Below are 26,126 nucleotides of genomic sequence, written 5' to 3' on the forward strand. Positions count from 1 at the left end.
CAGTGTCAGCCGCTAATGTGAGGGTCTTGGCGGCGTCTGGCAAGACGCTGCCAAGCCAATAGCGCAATGGGCACCAACGACAGCGGCACCAGCAGAGCGTTGAGCAGCATCCAGCCGAGCAGGTTGACCAGCGGGCCGGCCAGCAGGGCGGTGATGGCGACGGTGGAGAAAACCAGGAACTCGTTGGCGGCCTGGGTGCGGGCCTTCTCCGCCGGACGGTAGGCCTCGGTGAGCAGTCCAGTGGCGGGCAGGAAGGTGAAGTTCCAGCCCAGCCCGAGCAGAATCAGAGCGAAATGAAAGCCCGCCACGCCAGCCTCTATCTGGGCGGCCAGGCCGCTGGCCGCCAGCAGCACGCAGCCTGCGGCGATCATGCGTGGTGCGCCGAAACGCGCTGTCAGGTGGCCGGTGGCGAACGAGGGCAGGAACATGGCTAGCACGTGCCACTGGATCGTGGTGGCGACATGGTCGAAGTGGTGGCCGGCGTTGGACATCGCCAGTGGGGTAGCGGTCATCGCCAGGTTCATCACGCCATAGCCGATCAGTGCCGAGAGCACTGCCACCACGAACACCGGCTGGCGCACGATCTCACCGAGCGGTCGCGGCTGGCCGTCGCCATGGGTCTTCCCGGGTGGCGGCAGCCGGGTGGCCAGCAGCACCAGCAGGGCCACCAGGTAGAGCGCTCCCAGGCCGAGGAAGCTGCCGAGAAAGGGTGTGACGGCCGCTTCGCGACTGATGCGGGCCAGCCAAGGGCCGAAGAAGGCGGCCAGCACGCCGCCGCCCATGACCAGACCGATGGCGCGGTCACGCAGCGCCAGCGGCGCTGCTTCCACCGCGGCGAAGCGATACAGCTGGCCGAACCCGATGCCGATGCCGATCAGCCAGGTGCCCAGCATGAACAGCGAGAAGGCCTCGCTGGCCAGTGCCTGGGCAGCCACGACCACGCCGGCGAGCCCCAGCAGGTTGCCCAGCAGGAAGCCGCGCTTGCGCCCCAGGCGCGCCATGATCAGTGAAGCGGGAATGGTGGCGCACATCAGCCCCAGCCACTGGGTGGCGACCGGTGCCGTGGACCAGGCCGGATCGGGAGCGAGGCGCGCGCCGATCAGCGGCGAGACCGCGATCAGCAGGATGTTGCCGCTCACCAGCAGCGCCTGGCACAGCGACAGCAGCATGACGTTGAAAGGCATGGCGACCTCCGGGGTATCGGCCTCTAACGGTCAAGGTGAGAGGGAGTGGAAACCTGGCCCTTGGGGCCGAAGCGCTGGTAGTACAGTGTGGGGGAAACGCCGTAATGGCGCTGGAACAGACGCCTCAGCTGCTCGGCGCCGCCCAGTTGCCACTGCCGTGCCAGGCGCTCCAGCGGCGGCGGGCGCTCGCTGGCCAGCAGTGCCTGGCGGGCCTGCTCCAGGCGCAGGCGGGTCAGGTAGGCACTGGGAGTCGTCGCAAGCTGCTGGCGAAACAGTCGCGAAAGGTGGCGCGGCGTGACGCCGAGCGAATCGGCCAGCGTTTCCACCCGGTGCGGCGCGGCAGGGTCGGCGTGGATCCGGTCGAGCAGTTTTCGCAGCGCACCCTGGGCGCGGTTCTGGCTGCGCAGCACTTCACTGAACTGGGATTGTCCCCCGGGACGACGCAGGAACAGCACCAGCTCGCGGGCGACCTGGCCGGCCAGGGCACTGCCGTGGTCTGCTTCGAGTAGCGACAGGGCCAGGTCGATGCCAGCAGTGACCCCGGCACTGGTGAAATGCCCGCCTGACTCGACGTAGAGCGCATCCGGCACCACGCGAACCCTGGGATAGTCGCTGGCCAACTGGGCGCAGTGTCGCCAGTGGGTGGTGGCTTGGCGTTCATCCAGCAGGCCGGCCGCGGCGAGCAGGAAAGCGCCGGTGCAGATCGAGCCCAAGCGACGAACCTGGCCGGCCTGGTCGTGCAGGGCTGCGAGAAGCTCCGCACGCTGGCGCTGGAACGTGACACCACGTCCTCCAGCGACGAGCAGCGTATCCACCGGGCCAAGCGCCGATATGTCACGCCAAGCCGTGTCGGCCAGCAGCGGCAGGCCGCTATTGGTCGCTACGCTGCCCCGCGCATCGGCGGCTAGGTGCAAGCGATAGAGGCAACTGCCGCTGAGATCGTTGGCCGAGGCGAAGACCTGCCATGGACCGCTGACATCCAGCAACTGGCAGTCCGGATAGGCGAGGATGACGACGGTGCGTGACATGACGCCCCCTGCAATGAGCTGTCATGTCAGTCTCCACCGAACACGAGATGTCCGCAATGACCGATACCCCACCGATCAGGACATTTCTTCGGTCGCTTCATCCAGCCAACAGCCATTGGGCCCAGATCGGCGTGGTGGCAACGAGGAAACCGAACCCGGCCAGGGCATAGCCCGGCCAGCGCTCTTGCTGGTGCTTCGCCCGGCGTTGGGCAAGCGTCAGGCCGGCCAGGCAGATGACCAGCCCGACGAGGTTGAAGACGAAGGTGAACATGCCGAGCATGGGCGTCATGGCGTCTCCCGTGGCAACCAAGAGTGAAAAATTCGCAACCCAAGTCCATGCTATCAGGAGCGTAAACGACGAGGACATGACATGAACGGGAAGTTGCCCGAACGAGATGAGGTGGTTGCCTTCTGGTTTGACGAACTTGAGCCCGCCCAGTGGTTTCGCAAGGATATCGAACTTGATGGGGTGATCCGCGAACGCTTCGGTGCGCTGCACGATGCAGCTGCGGCGGGGGAGCTGTGGCAATGGCGCGCTACGCCACAGGGGCGGCTGGCCGAGATTCTGGTGCTCGACCAGTTCTCGCGCAATCTCTACCGCGACGATCCACGGGCCTTTGCTCAGGACGCCATGGCGCTGGTGCTGGCCCAGGAAGCCGTGGCGCAGGGCTATGACCGCGAGTTGGAGATCGGCTGGTGCCGCTTCCTCTACATGCCCTACATGCACAGTGAGTCGCTCGCGATTCACGACGAGGCGCTGCGCCTGTTCGACCAGCCCGGGCTCGAGGACAACCTGCGCTACGAGCACCTTCATCGCGACATCCTGTTGCGCTTCGGGCGCTATCCTCACCGCAACGCTATCCTTGGCCGTGAGTCGAGCCGCGAGGAGCGGGAGTTTCTCGCGCAGCCCGGCTCGTCATTCTGAGCTACGCTTTCTTGCATGGGCGCCATGAGGCACCATGAAGCAACTTCCTGGTGACAGGATCGAGCCAAAAGGAGAGGAGAAACGCTATGGGAGGACTCATTGCCTGGCTGATCATTGGCGGGCTGGCAGGCTGGATTGCCGGTAACATCATGCGCGGCGGCGGCTTCGGCATTCTGCCAAACATCGGCGTGGGCATCGTGGGGGCAGTGATCGGCGGTTTCCTGTTCCGCCTGCTGGGGCTCCAGGCCGGCGGATTCATCGGCTCGCTGGTCACGGCTACTGTCGGTGCGGTGGTGCTACTGTGGATCATCTCCAAGATTCGACAGGCGTAGCCTCGTTGGCGTGAGACGAATCGGCCCGGGCAGTTGCCCGGGCCGATTCGTTCGTGCCGTATGGAGCGGTGAAGCTCTCCGAACGTAACCTAGAAGGTGTAGCTCACCTACTGTCGATAAATGTTTCCTTTTGTATTGATAGTCTGCGCTGATTGGCGGCCGGGTGGGGCAGGACTACCTTGTGAAGCGTGACCGCAAAAAAAGCATCCGTCGGGCTGCAAGGCCGGAGGCGGAGTTCGTCTACGCAGGGTAAGGATGGAACGACACCGCACAGAAGGAGCCGAGCATGGCGAACAACCCCCACACCACGCCCAACAGCGGCAAACCCAACGATACCGATTTCAAGACCACCGAGCACAGCAAGGCGGAACATCTGGAGAAGTACCGCAGCGATGCCACGGGGCACGATCTGCGCACCAACCACGGCGCGCGCATCGCCGACAATCATAATTCATTGAAGGCGGGCGAGCGGGGGCCGACACTGCTCGAAGACTTCATCTTTCGCGAGAAGCTCAACCACTTCGACAACGAACGCATCCCCGAGCGCATCGTGCATGCGCGCGGCGCGGCAGCGCACGGCTACTTCCAGCCCTACGACAACGCCGCCCAGTACTCCAAGGCCGGACTGTTCCAGGACTCCGGCAAGAAGACGCCGGTATTCGTGCGTTTCTCCACCGTCCAAGGGGCGCGCGGCTCCAACGACACCGTGCGCGACGTGCGCGGCTTCGCCACCAAGTTCTATACCGACGAAGGAAACTGGGACCTAGTGGCCAACAATATGCCGGTGTTCTTCATTCAAGATGCGATCAAGTTCCCCGACTTCGTCCATGCGGTGAAGCCCGAGCCGCACAACGAGATCCCCCAAGGGCAATCGGCCCACGACACCTTCTGGGATTTCGTCTCGCTGATGCCGGAGTCGACCCACATGGTGCTGTGGACCATGTCCGACCGCGCCTTCCCGCGCCATTACCGCAACATGGAAGGCTTCGGCGTGCATACCTTCCGCCTGATCGACAGGCAGGGCAAGGCGCGCTTCGTGAAGTTTCACTGGAAGCCGTTGGCCGGTACCTGCTCGCTGATCTGGGACGAGGCACAGAAGCTATGGGGCCGCGATCCGGACTTCAACCGGCGCATGATGTGGGAAGACATCGAGAACGGCGACTTCCTGGAGTACGAGTTCGGCATCCAGGTGGTCGAGGAGGAGGACGAGCACAAGTTCGATTTCGACCTGCTCGACCCGACCAAGCTCATCCCCGAAGAGCTGGTGCCGGTCATACCGATCGGCAAGATGGTGCTCAACCGCAATCCCGACAACTACTTCGCCGAGACCGAGCAGGTCGCTTTCAACCCCGCGCATATCGTGCCGGGCATCGACTTCAGCAACGATCCATTGCTGCAGGGGCGGCTGTTCTCCTACCTCGATACCCAGATGTTGCGCCTGGGCGGGCCCAACTTCCACGAGATCCCGATCAACCAGCCGGTGTGCCCATTCCACAACAACCAGCGCGACTCGATGCACCGCCAGACCATCAACAAGGGGCAGGCCTCCTACGAGCCCAACTCCATCGACGGCGGCTGGCCCAGCGAGACTCCGCCAGGGCCGGAGCACGGTGGCTTCGAGTCTTATCAGGAGCGTATCGATGCGCGCAAGATTCGCGCCCGCAGCCCTTCGTTCGGCGACCACTACTCCCAGGCCACGCTGTTCTGGAACAGCCAGACCGAGGTCGAGAAGGAGCACATCATCGCCGCCTACACCTTCGAACTCTCGAAGGTGCAGCGCCCCTGGATCCGCGAGCGAGTGATCAAGGAGATTCTGCCCAACATTGATCTCGAGCTGGCACGCCGGGTCGGCGAGAATCACGGCATCGAGGCGCCGAGCCAGAAGCCTGCGCCCGCCGAGGAGCTGGGCACGAGTTCGCAACTGGAGTCTCCCGCCTTGAGCCTGATGGCGCGGCTGCCAGGCAACATCCAGTATCGCAAGGTAGCGATCCTGGTGGCTGACGGGGTCGATGGCGATCAGGTCGAGGCGCTCAAGAAGAAGCTCGAGGCCGAAGGCGCCCAAGGAATGGTGATCGCGCCGAGCATGGCACCGGTAACGGCGGCTGGCGGCAAGAGCGTGACGCCCGATGCCATGCTCAACGGCATGCCCTCGGTGGCGGTGGATGCGGTGGTCGTGCCCGGCGGCAGCGACAGCGTGACCGCGTTGGCCCAGTCGGGGCAGGGACGTTACTACGTGCAGGAGGCCTACAAGCACCTCAAGGCGATCGCAGCCGTGGGTGAGGGCAAGATGCTGCTGGATGCAGCGGACGTGCCCACCGGGGAGGAAGGCGTGTTGACCGGTGCCAAGGTGGATGACGTCTTCACGCCGCTGCGCGATGCCATGGCGCAGCATCGGGTTTGGGCTCGCGATAGCAAGGCAAACGATATGCCCGCATAATCAAATGCCTGCGCGAGCGAATCACTGCGCTATAGCCGCCATCCCTGGCGGCTACCCTGCGGGCCAGCCTAAAGGCTGTTCAAATTCGTTCCCGACGAATTTGTGCGCGGTGCCGAAGCGTCGGACCGTCGGATCCTCACATATACCCCATATGCTCCGGTTGACTCGAAACCTTCGGTTTCTCGCTCCTCCGGAGCCATCCTGCGGATGTTTGTCGCTTCGCTCGGTTCTGTGCTCCGTGCGCCTTGCGACCTACAGGGATGTGGGAAGTGCGTTGGTTCGTCGGGAACGAACCTAGCCGCTTCATCTCGCTCGGCGATTTGTTTAGCACTTCCAGCGCTCGACGATATGGCGCCAACGCAAAAGCCCGCCGGCACTGTCTGCCGGCGGGCGTTTCGCTACGTGATCACGATCAGGCGGTGGCTTTGCTGCCGACCAGTTCCGTGAGCGCGGCTTCGACGATGTCCAAGCCTTCCTCGAGGATCTCGTCTTCGATGGTCACCGGCATCAAGAAGCGGATGGTGTTGCCGTAGAGGCCGCAGGAGAGCAGGATCAGCCCCTTCTCGCGAGCCTTCTTGCACAGCGCGGCAGCCAGGTCGGCGTCGGGCGTGTGCTTGCTCTTGTCCGATACTAGGTCGATTGCCGCCATGGCACCCATGTTGCGGGCGTTGTCGACGCAATCGAAGTCGCTCTGCCACTGGCTGAAGTGCTTGGCCAGCTTGTCGCCCAGGGCCTGGCTCTTCTCGAGGATATTTTCTTCCTCGAATACGTCGAGCACTGCCAGGGTGGCCGCGCAGGAGAGCGGGTTGCCGGCATAGGTGCCGCCCAGCGAGTTGGAACCGGAGGCATCCATGACCTTGTCGGTACCCACCACGGCGGAGATCGGCATGCCGCCGGCCATGCTCTTGGCCATGGTAATGATGTCCGGCTCGACGCCGCTGTGCTCGATGGCGAACAGCTTGCCGGTACGGCCGAAGCCCGACTGCACCTCGTCGATGATCATCAGCATGCCGTGCTCATCGCAGATCTCGCGGATCGCCTTGAGGAAGCTGGCCGGGGCCGGGTAGAAACCGCCTTCGCCGAGGACCGGCTCGAGCACGATGGCGGCAGTATCGCGGGGGTTGGCGTCGGTCTTGATGGCCATCTTCAGGCCGCGAATCGCCTCATCCTCGCTGACGCCGTGGTAGGGCACCGGGTAGGGGGCACGGAAGACGTTGCCTGGCATGGTGCCGAAGTCAGCGGCGTAGGGCGCGACCTTGCCGTTCATGGCCATAGTCATGAAGGTACGGCCGTGATAGCCGCCATCGAAGCAGATCACGTTATTCTTGCCGGTGGCGGCGCGGGCGATCTTCACCGCGTTTTCCAGCGCCTCGGCGCCAGAGTTGACCAGCATCACCTTGGCATGGCCACGCACGGGCGTGACCTGGCTCAGACGCTCGGCTACCTTCACGTAACCCTCGTAGGGCATCACGGTTTGGCAGGTGTGCATTACGCGATCGAGCTGGGCCTTGACCGCCTCGACCACCTTGGGGTGACGGTGACCGATGTTGAGCACGCCGATGCCGCCGGCGAAGTCGATGATGCGGTTGCCGTCGGCGTCCCAGATCAGCGCGTTCTCAGCGCGGTCGGCGAACTGTGTGGCGGGGCTGGCGGCGCCGTTGGCCACGTAGCGTTGCTTGAGTTCGTTGAGCTGTGCGTTGTTCATCTTGCCTCCCTTCTGCTTGGACGTTGCGGGCGATCAAAGGCCGCCGACACAGACGTATTTTAGTTCAGTGAATTCATCCAGGCCGTGATGCGAGCCCTCGCGACCCAGGCCGGATTCCTTGACGCCGCCGAAGGGCGCCAGCTCGGTGGATAGAATTCCCTCGTTGACGGCCACCATGCCATATTCCAGCCCCTCCATGACATGCCAGATACGGCGGTAGTCGTGGGCGTAGAAATAGGCCGCCAGGCCGAATTCGGTGGCATTGGCCATGGCGATGGCCTGGTCGTCGGTATCGAAGCGGAATACCGGCGCCAGTGGACCGAAGGTCTCCTCGCGGGCCACGCGCATTGCATCGGTGACATCGGCGATCACCGTGGGCTGGAAAAAGGTGCCGCCGAGCGCATGGGGTTCGCCGCCGCAGACCAGGCGGGCGCCCTTGGCCAGGGCGTCGGCGATGTGGGACTGGACCTTGTCCACCGCGGCCGGGTTGATCAGTGGCCCCTGAGCCACGCCGTCGTCAAGGCCGTTGCCCACCTTGAGTTGAGCCACACGGGTGGCAAGCTTGTCGACGAAGGCGTCGTAGACGCTGGACTGAACCAGCAGACGGTTGGTACACACACAGGTCTGGCCGGAGTTGCGGTACTTCGATGCCACCGCCCCCTCGACCGCGGCGTCCAGGTCGGCATCGTCGAAGACGATGAAGGGCGCGTTGCCGCCGAGCTCCATGGAGGCTTTCTTGACCGTACCGGCACACTGCGCGAGCAGTTTCTTGCCCACCGGGGTGGAGCCGGTGAAGGAGACCTTGCGAACCCGCGGATCGGTGGTCAATACCTCGCCGATCTCGGCGGGACGGCTTGCCGTGACCACATTGAGCACTCCGGCCGGGAAGCCGACTTCCTCGGCCAGCCTGGCCAGGGCCAGGGCGGTCAGAGGCGTGGCCTCGGCGGGCTTGATCACCACCGGGCAACCGGCGGCCAGGGCCGGGGCGCACTTGCGCGTGATCATTGCCAGCGGGAAGTTCCACGGGGTGATGGCCGCCACCACGCCGATCGGCTCGCGAAAGACCAGGATGCGCTTGTCGGCGCCATGGCTGGGCAGGGTCTCGCCGGCCATACGCTTGGCCTCTTCGGCATAGAACTCCACGAACGACGCACCGTAGGCCACCTCACCGCGAGACTCGGCCAGCGGTTTGCCCTGCTCGAGAGTCATCAACCGGGCCAGCGACTCCTGATGCGCCATGATGGCGTCGAACCAGGCACGCAGCAGGACGGCGCGCTGCTTGACCGGCTGGCGGCGCCAAGCCGGCCAGGCGGCTTCGGCCGCTGCCACGGCAGCGCGGGCATCGTCCGCGGTGAGGTCCGGCACGCTGGCCAGTGTCTCGCCGGTGGCGGGATTGGTTACGCTGAAGCGGCGATCGGCGTCGCGCCATTGGCCGTCGATATAGGCCTTGTCGATGAATATTTCGGCGGGGAGGGGCATGAAGGGCTCCGGGATGTTGATTATCTTGTTTTCTGAGTGTGCATTATTTAAAACATTTCGCCAAGGCCCTCCCGAAGGGGGCGGCCACTTTTTTACCGCCCTGAACCATCGGCGTGCGCGGTACTTTCCGCTACACTAGGCGCCGATTTCCCGGTGTCGCAGTAGCGCGCCTCTTTTTGCTGGTTGAATGTCGAGGTGAGACTTGGTCGACCCCCTATACGCCTGGTGGGCTCAACAACTGGTCCTGTGCGACTGGGCCTTCGAGCCCGAACCCAACACGATCGAAGCTGATGCGGCCCAGGCCCGGCTGCGAGCATTGGGCGTTGCCGATCGCGGCGAGTTGGGCTGGCGGCTGGTCGAGGCGTTCGGCACTGGTACGACCGATCCGGCACGCCTGTTGGCCGCCCTCGAGCTGGTCGCTCTGGCGGGCTCGGCCAACTGGCTCGCCGAGCCGCGCTTGCGCAGCTGGGTGGTACGCCTGACTGATGAGATCACCCGTCATTACACCAGTCTGGACGAGTGGCTCGAGGCCTTGCAGCGTGCCAAGAGCGCCGAAGGCTGGGTGCGTGGCGACGACGATTTCTGGGAGGCCTGCGAGGCGCTGGCGACGCTGGAGCGTGACGGAGACGGGATCACCTGGGATAGCTTGACGGGCTGGATTGCCGTGCAGCGCAAGGATCAGGCTCAAGCGCTCTGGCCCGATGCTCCTCATGCGCGCGCCTGGCGCCTGCGTGCAGCCTTTGCCCCGGTAGTGGAGCCCACGCCTGACGCAATGGACTGGCCCGATGCCAAGGCGTGGCTGTGGCAATACTGGCAGATCGAAGGTCGTAACGGCCTGATTCAGAGCCTGTTGTGGCTGGCCGGCTATGGTCATCGCCAAGGTTGGGACCTCGATGCCGCTCGTCTGCTGGCGGCGCGCAGCGAAGAGCGTCAGGCCTGGCTCGAGGAGCTGTCCGGCGGCGAACGGGAATATGGCCGGGTGCTGCTCGATTTCGTCGAACGGGGAGAGCCGCTCGAATGGGCCGCCTGGGATTGGCTGCGGCTAGTCGATCTGGCCTGGGCCGGTGCCTGCGCAGGCTGGCTGGATGTTGCCGAGGCCCAGGATTTCGCCACCCACGGCGCCGATCTGGTCCTGCGTCGCTACAGCGACTGGTCGGCCTTGGTGCGGGCTTACCAGCGCGGTTGCAGCTTGTTCGAAGGGCGCGACAGGCTGGCGGACATGCAGCGTGACTGGAATCTGCTGCTCAGCTCTCCTGTCAGCCCTTGGCGCACGCCGTTACAGCAACTGCTGGGTGAGACGGAGCGGGCGGCCTCGCGCCGCGCCATCATGACCTGGCGACGTTCGCCACGGCACTGGGTGTTGGCGCTGGCGTCGGTGCGCGAGCCTGAATTCGGCATGCGCCAGGGAGTGGCCGCGCCGGTCGCCGTCGAGCGGCGTGCCGATGCCTTGCGCTACCTCGACGAGACCCTGGGACTGCACCCCGACGAAGGTGTGGAGGCCCTGTCGCGATACTGGTTGCCGGCCCAGGCGCATCATCTCAACCAGTTGGCTGCCGATGCCGCCCATGGCGCCCTGCCTCGGACCGACACGCCCTTTGGGCGCCCGGCGGCCGACGATATGGCCGGTCTCATCGCGCTGAAACAGGGTGGCCGCCATGCGGCGACCATCCACATGGCCGAAAAGTACGCCTTCTATCTACAGATGGCGATGGACAGCGCGGCGTTTGACTCCCAGGTGCTGGAGGCCTTGACCGAGGCGTTGCGTGGCACGTTGTGTCGCTTCTACTCCGATGCCCAGCGCCTGTTGGAGGCCTGGGCGCAGTGGGAGGCTCTCCTACCGGAGGGGGAGCATCCTCCGCTGGTCAATGAGATCCGCTGGCACCTGGACGATCCCGGCAGTCCTTTCCACTGGCTCGATTGGCAGGCAAGCCAATGGCAGGAGCCGGGGCCGCGGCCCACGCTGTCCCGCTTCACCGCCATGGCGCTGGTGGGGCCGCTGAACAACGCCATCTGGAGCGAGCCGCCGGTGGAGAGCGAGCGCGAGGCGGTCTCGATCCGCGAGTGGATCGATGGGCATTACGGCCTGCACGGTCGGGACGAACTCAACGAGTTTCTCGATTTCCTGCTCGAGGCGGGAGATCGTCAGGAGTACCAGATCAATTACGCCCCCTATACGCTGAATGCCCAGCGGCTGGCCTCGGAGATCGCCATGTTGGAAAGCGGCGACTGCAGCGAGGAGGACCGCAACCATTTACTGCGCCTGCAGCGGGTGCGTGACAACACCGATGGCTGCAATGAGCTGGACATGACCGCCTGGGACCTGGCCCAAGCGGTGGACCTGGCGATCGCTGGGCGTCAACTGGGCTGGCTGGAAGATGCCGCCTTCGCCGGTGTGCTGGAGCGAGCCCATGTGCTGGCGGCAGAGCACTATGGCAGTTGGGAGGCCTATGCGCGGGGCCTCTATGCGGGTTTCTCGTTTTTCATGGGTGAGACGCCTGAGCGTGAAGGCTTCCTGAGTGGCTTTCGTCAGGCTCTGGTCGCGTGGCTTTCGGGGGCGCCGCCACTGGCCGGCTCCTGGGCCAGCCTGGATTTCCCCGGGGCCAGGCCACGACACTGGGCCCCCATGCATATCGACACATTGCCGGGCGATGTCAAGACGCTACATTAGGGCTCGCTTTGGTTAGGAAATGTGGTTTATAGTCAGTTGGTTTATGAAACCGCTCCGTATGTGGCGGAGCTTTCACCCATGTCATCGTGAGCCGCCACAAGGCCGCTCTGGCAGTGGTACCGGGCGCGGGGCGCCAAGCACCACTGCCACAGCGATCCTCCCGGGTTCATCAGGTAGGGCAATTGCCTGATCCGTGGACGCGTGCGGCTCAGGGAATGAGGACTTTGCAAGTATGGTTGCCACGGGATCGAGTCGTATCGTTGTGCTCGGTGTGTCGCTGGCGTTGTTGGCTGGGTGTGCAGGCTCGTCGAAATCGTCGTTGCAAGCCCCCGACGACTACTTCGCGCGACAGTTGCCTGGTATGTCGTCTTCCTTCAATCCCATGATGTCCCCAGTGGACAACCCCATCCTCCGGTTGGATAGCCTGCACAATCCATCCCCTGAGTTGATTCGAACTGCTTTGCTGGCGCAGCACGAGCGCTGGGCCGGCACGCCCTACCGGATCGGTGGCACGGGGCGCAACGGTATCGACTGCTCGGCGCTGGTGCAGAACGTGTTCAGCGAAACCTTCCGCCTGCAGTTGCCTCGCTCCACCAGCGAACAGGTGCGGGAGGGCACCCAGGTGTCCCGCGATGAGCTCCAGGTTGGCGATCTGGTCTTCTTCCGTCCTCCCGGCCGCTACGATCACGTGGGCATCTATGTCGGCGATGGTTACTTCCTGCATGCCTCCACGTCTCAGGGCGTGATGCTCTCCGAGCTCGACAGCAACTACTGGAGGCGCTACTACTGGCAGGCACGCCGGACCCTGGAGCCTACCACCCTGGCGCAGCGCGTCACCGAACCAGGCGAGAGCTGAGAGGAAGGCCGAGTGCTGGCGTTTCACTGTCATAAGACTTCGCGGTGGGCGATGACATACTCCACGAAGGCGCTCTCCGCTCGCGACAGGTAGGCATCCCGCGCCCAGGCCAGCGACAGCTCCAGCCAGGCCGGGCTGGCGAAGGAGACCGCCGCGAGGCCGGGTTCGTCCACCACCCGCCGTAGGAAAGTGGTAATGCCGAAGCCCTGGCGCACGATAGCCTTGGTCAGCGGTATCAGGTTCGACTGGAAGGCGATGTTGGCGTCCAGCCCGGTCTGTCGAGACAGGGCATCGACGAATTCGCGGTGAAAATAGCCATCCTGGAACAGCACCAGCGGTTCCTGAAAGAATTCTTCGGCGGTTACGCTGCGGCGATCCGCAAAGGCATGAGCACGTGGTACGCATACCACCATCTCTTCGCGAATCAGTCGCTGCCGCTCCATATGGCGGCTCTGCTCATCGTCAATGACCACGCCGAGATCCAGCTCGCCGTCGGCGATCATGCGCTGCAGCCGGCGCGCGCCGGCTTCCACTACGGTCAGGCGAATACCGGGATGCTGCGCCTTGAACCCCATCAGTAATGGCGGCAAGTAATATGAGCCGAGCATCGAGGGAATGCCGATACGAACTTCACCCTTGACCAGGTCATGCAGCTCACGCATGGCCAGATGAGTGGCCTCGGCCCGCTCCAGCAACTCCCGGGCATGCGCGTAGAGGGTCTCGCCCTCAGGTGTCAAGGTGATGCGTCGCTCATGACGGTGAAACAGCGTCAGCTCCAGTTGGCGTTCGAGGTTGGCGATGGTCTGGCTGACGGCGGACTGGGCTACGTGAAGCTCGCGGGCTGCGGCACTGAAGCCGGTTCGATCGGCTACCATGACGAAGACTCGCAGGGTGCGTAGGTCGAAAGGTAATGCCATGAGCGCTCCGTGCCTGGGTGATAAGCTGATCAGATGGTTACGATCTTTTTATTCTGTTTGGCTTATCATTTTGCCTGCCTGATCATGGAAGGCAAATATCTCTGTCAGGTTCGCTGCATGATCACCGTTCGTTCTCGCGCCTGGTGGCGCGCTACCTTGGCGCTCTGCCTGGGCTCCATCCTGGTTTTCGTCAATCTCTATGCGCCGCAGCCGCTGCTGCCGGAGCTGCGTCAGCTATATGGTGTGTCGACCCTGGGTGTCAGCCTGGTCATGTCGGTGGCCACGCTCGCTCTGGCGGGGGCACTGCTGGTCTTCGGCCCCCTGTCAGATGCCATTGGCCGCGGCGGTATCATGCGCGTGACGCTGCTCCTGACCGGGCTGTGTTCGCTGGGGCTGGCCTTGGCGCCCAGCTTCGAGACCTTGCTGGCGCTTCGCCTGGTCCAGGGCTTCGTGCTCGGCGGGCTGCCGGCGGTTGCCATTGCCTGGATGGGCGATGAGTTCGACCGACCGGCGTTGCTGGCGGCGGTGGGCCTGTATATCGGCGCCAATACTCTGGGCGGGATCGGTGGACGACTGATCGGCGGTGGCGTCGGCGAGATCGGCGGCGCCAGCGCTGGCTTCCTGACGGTGGGCCTGGTGACCCTGGCCGGGGTGGCGCTGTTCTGGAAGCTGCTGCCAGCACCTCGCCAGTTCAAGCCGCGTCGTTTCGAGCTGCGCGCCGCCGTGACGGATCTGGGCGGGCACTTGCGTCATCCGCTGCTGCTGGCCGCCTACCTGCTCGGTGGTATCAATTTCCTCATTTTCATCAACCAGTACAGCTATATTACCTTCCGCCTGGCCGAGGCACCGTTCGATCTCAGTGCTCGCTGGCTGGGAATGATCTTTCTCACCTATCTGGGCGGCACCCTGAGTTCGGCGCTCTCCGGCCGTCTGACTCGCCACTTTAGCCAGCCAGCCTGCATGACGTTGGGTATCCTCATTCTGATGGCCGGTACCTTCGTCACCCTGGTGGACTCCCTGGCCTGGATCATCGCTGGGCTGACCATCAATGCGGTGGGGTTCTTCCTGGCCCACTCCATGGCCTCCAGTTGGGTCAGCCGCCAGGCAGAGCGGGCGAGGGGTAGTGCCTCGGCGCTCTATCTGGTCTTCTACTATCTCGGGGCGAGCCTCGGCAGCCTCTGGCTCGAGCCGTTCTGGCAGCGCGGCGGATGGCTCGGCGTGGCCATCGGCTCCTGGCTTCTGCTCGGCGTCACACTGGGCATCGCGCTGTGGCTATGGCGCGGTGAACGAATCAGTGAGCGAGTCTCACTGGCGCGCTAGCCCGCCCGCTTCGTCATCCCACACCGCTTCGAGGCGGCGTTCGCGTCCGCAGGCCGCCTTGTAGTAGTTGTAGCGCACCGGATTCTTGCGATAGTAGTCCTGATGGTACTCCTCGGCGGGATAGAAAGCCTCGAAAGAGCTGATCTCGGTGGCGATCTCGCGCCCGAAGCGCTCGGCGAGTTCGTCGCGGGTGGCTTCGGCCAGGGCTTGCTCCTCGTCGCTGGAATAGTAGATCACGCTGCGATACGCCTCGCCCACGTCACAGAACTGACGATCGACGGCAAACGGATCGATGTTGCGCCAGAACACGTGCAGCAGCGTGGCGTAGTCGACCACCCCGGGATCATACTCGACCCGCACCACCTCGGCATGGCCGGTATTGCCATCCACCACCTGCTGGTAGCTGGGATTCTCGACGTGGCCACCACTGAAGCCGGAAGTCGTGGAGGTGACGCCCGGCACCTTGTCGAAGGCTTCTTCCACGCACCAGAAGCAGCCGCCCCCGAACACGGCGCTGGCGGTTTCGTCGTCCGCAAAGCCCTGGCCGAAGGGCAACATCAGCAGTAACGGCACCCACGACAGAGCATTTCGCATCCTGGGCATGACGGCTACCTCGTTTCGTTGTGTGGCGGTTTGTAAGGTTGGAAGCTGTCGCACGACACAGGTTCCGTATAGCCTTTGTTAACACTACCTGCCAATTCGGAGTCGCCCGTGACGCGTCGTCGCCTGATACTGCTCCTGGTTCTGGTCGCCAGTGTGGCCGCCTACTTTCTCAGTGGCGCCAATGAGGTACTGACACTGGCCAACCTGCAAGTCGAGCAGACGCGCTTCCAGGCCTGGCTGGCCGATGATCCGGTCAAGGTGGTAGGGGGATTTTTCATCATCTATGTGCTCATGGCGGCGTTTACGCTACCTGGTGCCGCGCTGATGACGGTATTGGGCGGTGCCCTGTTCGGGCTTGGCTGGGGGCTTTTGATCATCTCCTTTGCCAGTACGCTGGGAGCGACCCTGGCCGCTCTGATCGCGCGCACCCTGGCCCGGGCACCGCTGGAGAGGCGCTTCGCGCCGCAACTCGAGCGCATCAATGCCGGCATCCGGCGCGAGGGAGCCTTCTATCTCTTCACCCTGCGACTGATCCCGCTGTTTCCCTTTTTCGTCATCAATCTGGTGATGGGGCTGACCCGCATGCGCCTGTGGACCTTTTACTGGGTCAGTCAGTTGGGCATGCTGCCGGGCACGGCGGTCTACGTGAATGCCGGGCGCGAACTCGGCAATCTGCAGTCGCTGTCCGGAATACTCTCACCGGGGCTGATCGGCTCTTTCATGCTGATCGGTCTGTTTCCCTGGCTGGCTCGCGGCCTGGTGGCCATTGCCAAGCGTCGGCGACTGGCGCAGCGTTTCCATCGTCCGGCGCGCTTCGATTACGACATCGTGGTGATCGGCGGCGGCTCGGCAGGGCTGGTGGCGAGCTACATCGCAGCGGCAGTGAAAGCCAGGGTGGCGCTGGTGGAGCGTGACCGCCTTGGCGGCGACTGCCTGAATACCGGCTGTGTGCCGTCGAAGGCGTTGATTCGCGCGGCGCGGGTGGCCGAGGAGGTTCGTGGGGCCAGCCGCTATGGTGTTCATGCTGGCGAGCCGCAAGTCGACTTCGGTGCCGTGATGGCGCACGTGCAGCGTGCCATCCGCGAAGTGGAGCCCCACGACAGCCGAGAGCGATACGAGGGGCTGGGGGTCGAAGTGCTCACCGGCGAAGCGTGCCTCCAGGACCCATGGCGGGTTCGCGTGACGGGTGACGAGGGTGAGCGAATGCTCACTACGCGACATGTCATCATCGCCAGCGGGTCAAGACCGAAGGTGCCGCCGCTGCCAGGGATCGAAGCCATCGAAGTGCTGACCTCGGACAATCTATGGCAACTCGAGACCCTTCCCGGGCGAGTGGTGGTATTGGGTGGTGGCCCCATCGGCTGCGAGCTGGGGCAGAGTTTCGCCCGCCTGGGAAGTCGGGTGGCCCTGGTCGAAATGGGCCCCCAACTGCTGCCACGCGAGGATATCGATACTGCCGACCTGCTGCGCCAACATTTTGCCAGTGAGGGGCTCGAAGTCTGGCTCGACACCCGTGCGCTGCGTGTCGTGCCGGGCGAGGGTGCCGATAGCGGCCATGTGCTGGAGGTGGAGCATCGCCTGGCCTCGGGCGAGGTTGAAGTGCACCGGCTGCCCTTCGATCGCCTGCTGGTCGCGGTGGGGCGCCAGGCCAACGTGGCTGGCATGGGGCTCGAGGCGTTGGGCGTCGAAACGCGAGAGGACGGCACCCTGGCAGTAGACGAGAGTCTGCAGAGTGTGCTGCCCAATGTCTGGGCCTGTGGCGATGTGGCCGGCCCCTTCCAGTTGACCCATGCCAGTGGCCATCAAGCCTGGCATGCTACGGTGAATGCACTGTTCGGTGAGTTCAAGCGCTTCCGCGTCAGCTATCGAGCGCTGCCGGTGGTCACCTACACCGAGCCGGAAGTGGCACGGGTGGGGCTCAGCGAGTACGAGGCGCGGGCTCGTGGCATCGAGTTCGAGGCCACCCGTTACCCGCTCGCCGAGCTGGACCGAGCCATTGCCGAGGGCCAGACCGGGGGATTCGTCAAGGTACTGACGGTGCCGGGCCGGGACCGTATCCTCGGCGCATGCATCGTGGGGCAGGGGGCTGGCGAGATGTTGGCTGAATTCACCTTGGCAATGACGCACGGCATCGGCTTGAACAAGCTGCTGGGCACGGTTCACCCCTATCCCACGTGGTCGGAGGCGGCCAAGGCCACGGCGGGGGTATGGAAGAACGCGCACAAGCCCGAGCGCCTACTGGGCTGGCTCGAGCGTTACTTCGCCTGGCGCCGGGGGGCGGGGCCGGCAGCGGCCGCAACGGACGAGATGGGGAGGAAGGATGCTTGATCGCTGGACCATGCCGTTGACACAGGCACCTCTCGGTGCCGTGGCGAGGCGCTTCCAGGCATGGGGCATCGAGCCCGACCAGGTAACCGTGGCGGCTTTCGTCATCGGCATGCTCAGCCTGCCGCTGCTGGCCATGGAATGGTATTTGGCCGCTCTGACGGCGATCCTGCTCAACCGCCTGGGCGATGGAGTGGATGGAACCCTGGCACGGCTAGTGGACAGTCCTAGCGATGCCGGCGGTTTTCTCGACATCGGCCTCGACTTCGTTTTCTATGCCGCCGTGGTATTGGGTTTCGCCCTGGCCGACCCTGCCGCCAATGCGCTAGCAGCTGCCTTTCTGCTGTTCGCCTTTATCGGCACCGGCACCTCGTTCCTGGCCTTTGCCATCATGGCGACCCGCCATGGGCTCGAGCGTCCGCATTTCCAGAAAAAGGCCTTCTACTATCTGCATGGCCTGACCGAAGGCACCGAGACCATCCTTGCCTTCGTGCTCTTCTGTCTACTGCCGCACCATTTTGCCCTGTTGGCCACACTGTTTGCCGTGGCGTGCCTGATTACCACCATCACGCGCCTATGGGGAGGATACCGCACGCTCAAGGCGCTGGAGCCAAATGGCGCCAGGAACTCCTGAGGTTGTCTTACTTCAGGCAAGCGCCTCGAACAAGTGCATAGGAACGAGCGGGAGCGGGTAGGAACGGGCGCATGGAAAAGGGCAGCCATCTGGCTGCCCCTGACATGTCCTGAACGTGCTGACGCTTAGTGCTGATGCCCGCCTTCGCCATGCACGTGACCATGCTCGATCTCTTCCTGGCTGGCTTCGCGCACCTCGGCGATCTCGACGTCGAAGTTGAGCTTCTGCCCGGCCAGCGGGTGGTTGCCGTCGACCGTCACGGTGTCGCCTTCCACCTTGGTAACGGTGACCATCAGCGGGCCGCCCTGGGTCTGGGCCTGGAACTGCATGCCCGGCTCAACGGACTCGACGCCCTGAAATGCATCGCGTGGTACTTCCTGCACCAGCTGGGGCTGCACTTCGCCGTAGCCCTCGTCGGGGGCGACGGTCACGTTGAGCTTGTCGCCGGCTTCGCGGCCTTCGAGCTGTTTCTCCAGGCCCGGAATGATATTGCCGGCGCCGTGGAGGTAAGTCAGCGGCTGACGGCCTTCCGAACTGTCCAGCACCTCACCTGCATCGTTGGTCAGGGTGTAGTGGAACGCGACAACGGAATTTTGCGCAATCTGCATTGATGAACCTTTCGGTGAGTGCATGTACAAACCATGGTAACGCGCGAGGCCGGAGCTGTCAGGGGGGATGCGGTTTTTTCAGGTTATGAAGCCTCTTTCTGAGCCGCGTTCATGCCTTTTGGCGGTGTTGCGCACCTTTGGCCTCGCGGCTACCCTAGCGTGACCCAAATTTTCGTCTTATCGAAATCCGTTTCTACTCTGGAGTGAATTCATGACCGAAATCATTATCTGGCTGATTGCCTTTGCCCTCATCCTGTTTTTCAGCATCAAGATGTGGGAGACGAACGTCAGCGCCGGTTTGAACAAGGTGGTGCCGCGCGTCATCAAGAGCGGTGATGACAACCGTTGGATCTGGAGCGTGGCACTCGCGGTGTTGGGGGCCACGACGCTGGTCCGCCCCATCGACATGCTGCTGACTGTGATCGTGCTGGCCATTTTGGCGTTGGTCATCAAGAAAGTGACTGGCTGGGCGATGGGCAGGGCCAACTTACATTGATCCTCGGTGCGCCGCCCCACGGCGGCGCACGGAACACGACAAGGGCCCGCGGCGTTCAAACACCGCGGGCCCTTGTCGTGTTGCTGTGGCTTTTGTCGCTATGCCAGAGTGACTGGCGGTCTCAGACCAGGCGTGGGCGACCCGGATCAGTAGGGGGCCACGGTAACGTTGGCGCCGCTGCCGATCATGCGTACGCGTTGGCCAACCTGGAAGGGGCGGTCGGCTTTCTGCACGATCACGACGTTCTGGCCGTCGTCTCGACGAATCTCCATTTCCCAGGCGCGTACGCGATTGGTCGATTCCTCAATGGCACTACCCGCCACGGCGCCACCGATGACGCCTGCTGCGGTTGCCAACTGCCGGCCGGAGCCGCCGCCCACCTGACGGCCGAGAAGCCCACCCACCACGGCACCGCCACCGGTACCGATGAGGCCGCCCGCTCGGCTGTCGGCCTGGACCTGAACCTGACGCAGTGCGGTGATGGTGCCGAAGGTTACGGTTTGGGCAGTCCCTGCCTGGGAGCCGCGGTAGACGTCACCGCCCATGGTCGAGGTATTGGCACAGCCGGCCAGGGTCAGCATGCCAATGGCCAGCACGGGAAGAAGACGCTTCATGTATACCTCCTGAGGCAAGGCGATGCCCATACGTATTGGGGTGTCGTCGTTGCCGGGTTATGGAAACACTGTTTGCTAACTAGCTTAACCAGCCATGCCGTATTTGACCAGTGCCGAATGACAGGGTGCCGTGTCTCGATGCGCCAAAGTCGGCAAAAAAAGAGGAAGCTGTGACAGCCGCTCCGGTTCCTACCGTGTGGCCAGCAGAATAGTGCAAGAAAAAGACGAAAAAAAGGAGGCGCGAGGCCTCCCAAGGGTTCCAGTCGTTACCGCTACGCCATGCTCAGCCGAACTGGTTCATGGTGTTGTCCTTGCCACCGGCCTTGAGTGCGGCTTCGCCGTGGAAGAACTCCTTGTGATCGTCGCCGATGTTGGAGCCGGCCATGTCCTGGTGCTTGACGGTGGCGATGCCCTCGCGGATCTCGCGGCGCTGCACGCCAGCGACATACGCCAGCATGCCCTCGTCGCCGAAGTAGCCCTTGGCCAGGTTGTCGGTGGACAGCGCGGCGGTGTGGTAGGTCGGCAGTGTGATCAGGTGATGGAAGATGCCGGCCTCGCGCGAGGCGTCGCGCTGGAAGTTGCGTGTCCACTCGTCGGCCAGCTTGGCCAGCTCGGTGCCGTCGTACTCCTCGCTCATCAGCTTGCTGCGGTCGTAGGCGGAGACGTCCTTGCCTTCCTTCTCCCAGGCGTCGAACACCTGCTGGCGGAAGTTCAGGGTCCAGTTGAACGAGGGCGAGTTGTTATAGACGAGCTTGGCGTCCGGCACCACTTCGCGGATGCGATTCACCATGCTGGCGATCTGGCCGACATGGGGCTTCTCGGTCTCGATCCACAGCAGGTCGGCGCCGTTCTGCAGGCTGGTGATGCAATCCAGCACCACGCGGTCCTCGCCGGTACCCGGCTTGAACTGGTAGAGGCCGGAAGCCAGGCGCTTGACCTTGACCAGCTTGCCGTTCTGCTTGATCACGAGGTCGCCGTTGTCGATGTCTGAAGCGGAGGTGATCTCGTCGCCGTCGAGGAAGCTGTTGTACTGGTCGCCCAGGTCGCCCGGCTCCTTGGTCACGGCGATCTTCTGGGTCAGGCCGGCGCCCAGGGAGTCGGTGCGGGCGACGATCACGCCGTCTTCAACGCCCAGCTCGAGGAAGGCGTAGCGCACGGCGTTGATCTTGGCCAGGAAGTCCTCATGAGGCACGGTGACCTTGCCGTCCTGGTGGCCGCACTGCTTCTCGTCGGAAACCTGGTTTTCGAGCTGGATGCAGCAGGCACCCGCTTCGATCATCTTCTTGGCCAGCAGGTAGGTGGCCTCGGCGTTGCCGAAACCGGCATCGATATCGGCGATGATCGGCACCACGTGGGTCTCGTGGTTGTCGATCTTGGCGATCAGCTCATCGGCCTTGGCCTTGTCGCCAGCCTTCTGGGCGGCTTCCAGGTCGCGGAACAGGTGGTTGAGTTCCCAGGCATCGGCCTGACGCAGGAAGGTATAAAGCTCCTCGATCAGGCCCGGCACGCTGGTCTTCTCGTGCATGGACTGATCGGGCAGCGGGCCGAACTCGGAGCGCAGGGCGGCGACCATCCAGCCGGAGAGGTAGAGGTAGCGGCGCTTGGTAGTGCCGAAGTGCTTCTTGATCGAAATCAGCTTCTGCTGGCCGATGAAGCCATGCCAGCAGCCCAGCGACTGGGTGTACTGACCGCTGTCGGCGTCATAGGCGACCATGTCCTCGCGCATGATCCTTGCGGTGTAGCGGGCAATGTCCAGACCGGTCTTGAAGCGGTTCTGGGCGCGCATACGGGCGGCATTCTCGGGGCTGATGCTGGCCCACTTGCCTTGCTGGGCTTCGCGCAGTTGAGCCAGTGCCTTGATGTCGTCTTTGTATGACATGGTGCCATCCTTCCGATCTGAGGTGGGTCGTCGGCTTCGATTGCCATGCGGCGGCGCTCGCTGCCTCGTCGGTCGCTTGCTTGCTGCATCGTGCCGGCTGGGCCGGTTATGCTGCAACTGCGAAGTGTTGCCAGGTTCAACCAGCTGGCAGGGATTGTCTCTACGGCCTTGGTCGAACCCGAGTCGGCGTTAAAATTGAACCGGATCGGATATTTTTCGCTTGCTACCGAACAAGTGTTTTAACGCTGTCATGAAATCACTATGCCCCATGTCGTCTGGGCTGGACAATCAACACTTGGGGGGAATAAGGGTTGTAGTTCGACTACAAGAGCGGCTTTTTGGGGGCTATTCCTGTAGTCGTTTTTCGATCGGAGGGTGGGTGGGTGTTGTCTTGACTTACAACGAAAGGCGCATGTTGCGATGCGGAATACCAGCGTCCATGAAGACCTCGCCAAAAGCGACGAAGCCCAGGCTCTCATAGAAGGCAAGGGCATGGGTCTGGGCAGCGAGCTCGACCTGCGCATGGCCCAGGCGGCATGCCGTGTCGATGGCGGTCTGCATCAGGGCCGCGCCGATACCCAGGCCGCGTGCTTCGCGCAGCACGGCCACTCGGCCGATATGCCCGTCGGGCAGCAGGCGGGCGGTACCGAGTGCGTTGTCGCCACGCAGAGCGAGGAAGTGGCGACATTCATCGTCGCGTCCGTCCCATTCCTCCTCCAGCGGTACCCGCTGCTCCTCGATGAACACGACACGGCGGATCTCGCCGGCCAGGTCGCCAAGCTCCGCCCAACTGCCTTCCTTGACGACGATGCGGTGCGTCATGACGTCATTCCTCCTCCATGTTCCAGGTCAGGCTGCCGGCATCGAGCAATGTGGCAAACAGCTCGGCGGCACCCTCGTGTGCCAGTAGTCCAGCATCGATAGGAGTGTCCGAGGCCACGGCCCGGGCCAAGGGTAGGGTGCACTCGACTCCATCGCCGTCGGCGAACAGAGTGGCGCGATGCTCGCTCAGGGCACGCCAGGCGAAGCGCGAGCCAGGACTGCGCAGGAGTTCCTCGCCCTCATGTAGTAGCGCGACAAGCTCCTCGACGTCGGTAGGGGTCTCGCTCGGTATCAACTGGTCGACGTACTTGGGCTGCGTCATCACCCGGCCGAACCACTGGGCGAGCTGGGCAGGGTCGTCGAGGGTCGCAAGAATCAAGCGACGCATGCGCGCGAGCGAGTCGTCGTCAAGCTCCGCCGGATCGGTTGGCGGGGCCATGCCGGTGTCGCTGTAGCGACTCGAGGCGGGCAGCTGTTCGCCGAGGTAATCGGCGAAGGAGGTGATCGCCTCGTCGACCGAGGGTGCACGGAATCCCACCGAATAGGTCATGCAGTCGTCGGACTGGCTGACGCCGTGGTGAGCCCAGCCCGGTGGCAGATAGAGCATGTCGCCGGGTTCCAGCACCCAATCGTCGCCCGGCTCGACAGTGAAACGCTGAAGAATGCGTAGGTCGATACCGTCGAGTATGGGGGCATCATCGGGTACCTTGCCACCGAGCTGCCAGCGACGCCGGCCCAGCCCCTGGATCAGGAACACATCGTACTGATCGACGTGGGGACCGACGCTACCGCCCGGTGGGGCGTAGCTGATCATGACGTCGTCGAGCCGCCAGCGGGGCAGGAAGTCGAAGTGCTCGAGCAGTTCGGCTACCTCGGGTACGTAATGGTCCACGGCCTGCACCAGCAGGGTCCAGTCGCGCTCTGGCAGCTCGCCGAACACGGCCTCGTCGAAGGGGCCGTGGCTGACCTGCCAGGGGCCATCCGGCCCTTCCTCTTCGACCAGCCGGGCCTCTACGCCCTCCTCGCAGGCGAGCCCGGCCAACTCGTCGGGGTCGAGCGGGTTTTCGAAGTCGGGCAGGGCGCCACGGATCAGCAGCGGCTGTCGCTGCCAGTAGTCGCGCAGGAACTCGGCGGCGGTGAGGCCGCCCAGCAGGCTGAGAGGGGCATCGCTAGGCATGGTGTCTCGCTATTCGGCTGAGGGCACGAAGAGCCGCAGGTCGCCGGTGGTGGCTCTGCGGGGTCAAAAGGGTAATGGTAGCGTATCGCGGTACGCGAGGCTTAGCGGTTGGCGCCGGGCACCCACAGCACGTCGCACTGGCCGTTGTCGTTGGCCCGGCGCGCGGCAACGAACAGCAGGTCGGAGAGGCGGTTGAGGTAGCGCAGCACCTCGGGATTGACCGGCTGTTCCTCCATCAGCGCCGTGACCAGGCGCTCGGCGCGACGGGTCACGGTGCGCGCCAGGTGTAGGTGGGCGGCAAGCGCGGTACCGCCCGGCAGGATGAACGAACGCAGGGTGGCAAGTGGCGCGTTGAACGTGTCGATCTGGCGCTCGAGAAACTCGACCTGACCCGCCGTGATCCGCAGCGGTGGGTACTCCGGCGCCTCCTGTTCGGGCGTGCACAGGTCGGCGCCGACGTCGAACAGGTCGTTCTGCACGGTGGCGAGGAGATTGCGCAGCTCGCCGGTGGCATGCAACTGGGCCAGGCCGATGACGGCATTGGTCTCGTCCACGGTACCGAAGGCCTCGACGCGCAGGTCGTGCTTGGCCACGCGACTGCCGTCGCCGAGGCCGGTGTCGCCCTTGTCGCCGGTCCGTGTGTAGATCTTGGTCAGCTTGACCATCGTTGCCTCCTGCGTTGCCCGTGCTGGTCTTAGAGCCGGCGGGCCTGGGCCTCGGCGTTGCCGATGTAGGTGGCCGGCGTCAGCGCCTTGAGTTCGGTCTTCACCTCGGCTGGCAGTTCCAGCGTGTCGATGAAGGCGGCAAAGCCGGCCTGGTCGATGCGCTTGCCGCGGGTCAGTTCCTTGAGCTTCTCGTAGGGTTTCTCGATGCCGTAGCGGCGCATCACCGTCTGGATCGGCTCGGCGAGCACCTCCCAACTGGCGTCGAGGTCCTCGGCCAGGCGCGCCGGGTTGGCCTCGAGCTTGCCGATGCCCTTGAGCGCCGCTTCATAGGCGATCAGGCCGTAGGCCAGGCCGACGCCCAGGTTGCGCAGTACGGTGGAGTCGGTGAGGTCGCGCTGCCAGCGGGAGATCGGCAGCTTCTGCGCGAGATGGCCGAGCACGGCGTTGGCCAGGCCCAGGTTGCCCTCGGAGTTCTCGAAGTCGATGGGGTTGACCTTGTGCGGCATGGTCGAAGAGCCGATCTCACCCTCGACGGTCTTCTGCTTGAAGTAGCCCAGCGAGATGTAGCCCCATACATCGCGGTCGAAGTCGATCAGCACGGTGTTGAAGCGACAGACGGCGTCGAACAGTTCGGCGATGTAGTCGTGAGGCTCGATTTGCGTGGTGTAGGGGTTGAAAGTCAGCCCCAGGCCTTCGACGAAGGTGCGTGCATTGGCTTCCCAGTCGACTTCCGGATAGGTGGCTAGGTGGGCGTTGTAGTTGCCCACCGCGCCGTTGACCTTGCCCAGTATCTCGACGCTTTCGATCTGCTTGAGCTGGCGGCGCAGGCGGTAGGCGACGTTGGCCATCTCCTTGCCCAACGTCGTCGGGCTGGCGGTCTGACCGTGGGTGCGCGAGAGCATCGGCTGGGCGGCATGCTCATGGGCCAGCCTGGCGACTTCTTCGGCCACCCGGTGCATCACCGGCAGCAGGGTCTTCAGGCCGTCGCTGAGCATCACGCCGTAGGAGAGGTTGTTGATGTCTTCGCTGGTGCAGGCGAAGTGCACGAACTCGGTGATCGCATGCAGCTCGGGCTGCTCGGCGATCTTCTCCTTGATGAAGTACTCCACCGCCTTGACGTCGTGGTTGGTGGTGCGCTCGATCTCCTTGATGCGCTCGGCGTCGGCCAGCGAGAAGTCACGAATCATGGCCTCGAGGAAGGCGGTGGCCTCGGCGGAGAGCGGCGGCACCTCGACGATGCCGCCTTGCTCGGCGAGACGCTGCAGCCAGCGAATCTCGACGATCACGCGGGCACGGATCAGGCCGAATTCGCTGAAGTGCTCGCGCAGGCTCTCGGCCTTGTTGCCGTAGCGGCCGTCGACGGGGGAAAGGGCGGTAAGAGCAGTGAGGGGCAGGGAAGCGGCTTGCATGATCGTTATCCGGTGCGTGTAGGAAATGAAATCGAATGGGGGT

Annotated in this window: 22 protein-coding genes and 1 pseudogene; 9 read left to right on the plus strand and 14 right to left on the minus strand. The window is 63.9% G+C overall.

Annotated elements, in window-relative coordinates; all coding sequences use genetic code 11:
* Positions 1-5 precede the first annotated feature (5 nt).
* From HOP51_RS05210 to HOP51_RS05220, 3 genes are all read right to left on the minus strand, one after another.
* Positions 6-1,184 carry an MFS transporter gene (locus HOP51_RS05210; protein WP_234272901.1) on the minus strand — a complete coding sequence of 393 codons (1,179 nt, stop codon included), beginning with the start codon at positions 1,182-1,184 and terminating at the stop codon, positions 6-8.
* 23 nt (positions 1,185-1,207) lie between these two features.
* Positions 1,208-2,212, minus strand: coding sequence for a GlxA family transcriptional regulator (locus HOP51_RS05215; protein WP_234272902.1), 1,005 nt, complete (start codon positions 2,210-2,212; stop codon positions 1,208-1,210).
* Between the two features lie 97 nt (positions 2,213-2,309).
* Complete coding sequence (locus tag HOP51_RS05220) at positions 2,310-2,501, minus strand: hypothetical protein (protein WP_234272903.1); 192 nt, start codon at positions 2,499-2,501, stop codon at positions 2,310-2,312.
* 81 nt (positions 2,502-2,582) lie between these two features.
* On the opposite strand from HOP51_RS05220, the gene HOP51_RS05225 reads away from it, so the two are divergent.
* From HOP51_RS05225 to katE, 3 genes and pseudogenes are all read left to right on the plus strand, one after another.
* Positions 2,583-3,137: a DUF924 family protein gene (locus tag HOP51_RS05225; protein ID WP_234272904.1), complete on the plus strand. Its 555-nt coding sequence runs from the start codon at positions 2,583-2,585 to the stop codon at positions 3,135-3,137.
* Between the two features lie 86 nt (positions 3,138-3,223).
* Entirely contained in the window at positions 3,224-3,469 is a 246-nt protein-coding gene (locus tag HOP51_RS05230; RefSeq protein ID WP_234272905.1) for a GlsB/YeaQ/YmgE family stress response membrane protein, read from the plus strand.
* Between the two features lie 280 nt (positions 3,470-3,749).
* A pseudogene (gene katE, locus HOP51_RS05235) lies at positions 3,750-5,906 on the plus strand (catalase HPII); the annotation flags it as partial.
* A 412-nt stretch (positions 5,907-6,318) separates the two neighbouring features.
* Here the strand turns inward: katE and gabT are convergent.
* Positions 6,319-7,611 carry a 4-aminobutyrate--2-oxoglutarate transaminase gene (gabT, locus tag HOP51_RS05240; protein ID WP_234272907.1) on the minus strand — a complete coding sequence of 431 codons (1,293 nt, stop codon included), beginning with the start codon at positions 7,609-7,611 and terminating at the stop codon, positions 6,319-6,321.
* A gap of 33 nt (positions 7,612-7,644) precedes the next feature.
* Complete coding sequence (locus HOP51_RS05245) at positions 7,645-9,090, minus strand: NAD-dependent succinate-semialdehyde dehydrogenase (protein WP_234272908.1); 1,446 nt, start codon at positions 9,088-9,090, stop codon at positions 7,645-7,647.
* A gap of 202 nt (positions 9,091-9,292) precedes the next feature.
* On the opposite strand from HOP51_RS05245, the gene HOP51_RS05250 reads away from it, so the two are divergent.
* Together HOP51_RS05250 and HOP51_RS05255 are read left to right on the plus strand one after the other, a co-directional pair.
* Positions 9,293-11,758 (plus strand): DUF1266 domain-containing protein, encoded by a 2,466-nt coding sequence (locus HOP51_RS05250; protein WP_234272909.1) that lies wholly within the window; start codon positions 9,293-9,295, stop codon positions 11,756-11,758.
* A 319-nt stretch (positions 11,759-12,077) separates the two neighbouring features.
* Positions 12,078-12,614: a C40 family peptidase gene (locus HOP51_RS05255; RefSeq protein ID WP_234272910.1), complete on the plus strand. Its 537-nt coding sequence runs from the start codon at positions 12,078-12,080 to the stop codon at positions 12,612-12,614.
* A 29-nt stretch (positions 12,615-12,643) separates the two neighbouring features.
* Here the strand turns inward: HOP51_RS05255 and HOP51_RS05260 are convergent, their stop codons facing one another.
* Positions 12,644-13,531: a LysR family transcriptional regulator gene (locus tag HOP51_RS05260; protein ID WP_234272911.1), complete on the minus strand. Its 888-nt coding sequence runs from the start codon at positions 13,529-13,531 to the stop codon at positions 12,644-12,646.
* 117 nt (positions 13,532-13,648) lie between these two features.
* Between HOP51_RS05260 and HOP51_RS05265 the strand changes: the two genes are divergently transcribed.
* Positions 13,649-14,851, plus strand: a complete 1,203-nt coding sequence (locus HOP51_RS05265) for an MFS transporter (protein WP_234272912.1) — start codon at positions 13,649-13,651, stop codon at positions 14,849-14,851.
* On the opposite strand, the gene msrA is transcribed toward HOP51_RS05265, so the two are convergent.
* Complete coding sequence (gene msrA, locus HOP51_RS05270) at positions 14,837-15,454, minus strand: peptide-methionine (S)-S-oxide reductase MsrA (protein WP_234272913.1); 618 nt, start codon at positions 15,452-15,454, stop codon at positions 14,837-14,839. The genes HOP51_RS05265 and msrA overlap by 15 nt on opposite strands.
* Positions 15,455-15,562: 108 nt before the next feature.
* On the opposite strand from msrA, the gene HOP51_RS05275 reads away from it, so the two are divergent.
* Both HOP51_RS05275 and HOP51_RS05280 read left to right on the plus strand, forming a co-directional pair.
* Positions 15,563-17,782 (plus strand): FAD-dependent oxidoreductase, encoded by a 2,220-nt coding sequence (locus HOP51_RS05275; RefSeq protein ID WP_234272914.1) that lies wholly within the window; start codon positions 15,563-15,565, stop codon positions 17,780-17,782.
* Positions 17,775-18,413: a CDP-alcohol phosphatidyltransferase family protein gene (locus HOP51_RS05280; RefSeq protein ID WP_234272915.1), complete on the plus strand. Its 639-nt coding sequence runs from the start codon at positions 17,775-17,777 to the stop codon at positions 18,411-18,413. Before HOP51_RS05275 ends, HOP51_RS05280 begins: the two co-directional genes overlap by 8 nt.
* Before the next feature lie 125 nt (positions 18,414-18,538).
* Here HOP51_RS05280 and slyD read toward each other — a convergent pair whose 3' ends face one another.
* Positions 18,539-19,021, minus strand: a complete 483-nt coding sequence (slyD, locus tag HOP51_RS05285; protein WP_234272916.1) for a peptidylprolyl isomerase — start codon at positions 19,019-19,021, stop codon at positions 18,539-18,541.
* A gap of 211 nt (positions 19,022-19,232) precedes the next feature.
* Between slyD and HOP51_RS05290 the strand changes: the two genes are divergently transcribed.
* Entirely contained in the window at positions 19,233-19,517 is a 285-nt protein-coding gene (locus HOP51_RS05290; RefSeq protein WP_234272917.1) for a hypothetical protein, read from the plus strand.
* 146 nt (positions 19,518-19,663) lie between these two features.
* Here the strand turns inward: HOP51_RS05290 and HOP51_RS05295 are convergent, their stop codons facing one another.
* From HOP51_RS05295 to purB, 6 genes are all read right to left on the minus strand, one after another.
* On the minus strand, positions 19,664-20,131 hold the full coding sequence (locus HOP51_RS05295) for an outer membrane lipoprotein (RefSeq protein ID WP_234272918.1): 468 nt from the start codon (positions 20,129-20,131) through the stop codon (positions 19,664-19,666).
* 283 nt (positions 20,132-20,414) lie between these two features.
* Complete coding sequence (locus HOP51_RS05300; protein WP_234272919.1) at positions 20,415-22,010, minus strand: isocitrate lyase; 1,596 nt, start codon at positions 22,008-22,010, stop codon at positions 20,415-20,417.
* A gap of 396 nt (positions 22,011-22,406) precedes the next feature.
* Positions 22,407-22,832: a GNAT family N-acetyltransferase gene (locus tag HOP51_RS05305; RefSeq protein ID WP_234272920.1), complete on the minus strand. Its 426-nt coding sequence runs from the start codon at positions 22,830-22,832 to the stop codon at positions 22,407-22,409.
* Positions 22,833-22,836: 4 nt separating this feature from the next.
* On the minus strand, positions 22,837-24,009 hold the full coding sequence (locus tag HOP51_RS05310; protein ID WP_234272921.1) for a cupin domain-containing protein: 1,173 nt from the start codon (positions 24,007-24,009) through the stop codon (positions 22,837-22,839).
* 101 nt (positions 24,010-24,110) lie between these two features.
* Positions 24,111-24,674, minus strand: coding sequence for a cob(I)yrinic acid a,c-diamide adenosyltransferase (locus tag HOP51_RS05315; RefSeq protein WP_234272922.1), 564 nt, complete (start codon positions 24,672-24,674; stop codon positions 24,111-24,113).
* A gap of 29 nt (positions 24,675-24,703) precedes the next feature.
* Positions 24,704-26,068 carry an adenylosuccinate lyase gene (gene purB, locus HOP51_RS05320; protein ID WP_234272942.1) on the minus strand — a complete coding sequence of 455 codons (1,365 nt, stop codon included), beginning with the start codon at positions 26,066-26,068 and terminating at the stop codon, positions 24,704-24,706.
* Positions 26,069-26,126: the final 58 nt, after the last annotated feature.

Origin of the sequence: Billgrantia zhangzhouensis, from assembly GCF_021404465.1 — a bacterium.
Classification (GTDB): Bacteria; Pseudomonadota; Gammaproteobacteria; order Pseudomonadales; family Halomonadaceae; genus Halomonas; species Halomonas zhangzhouensis.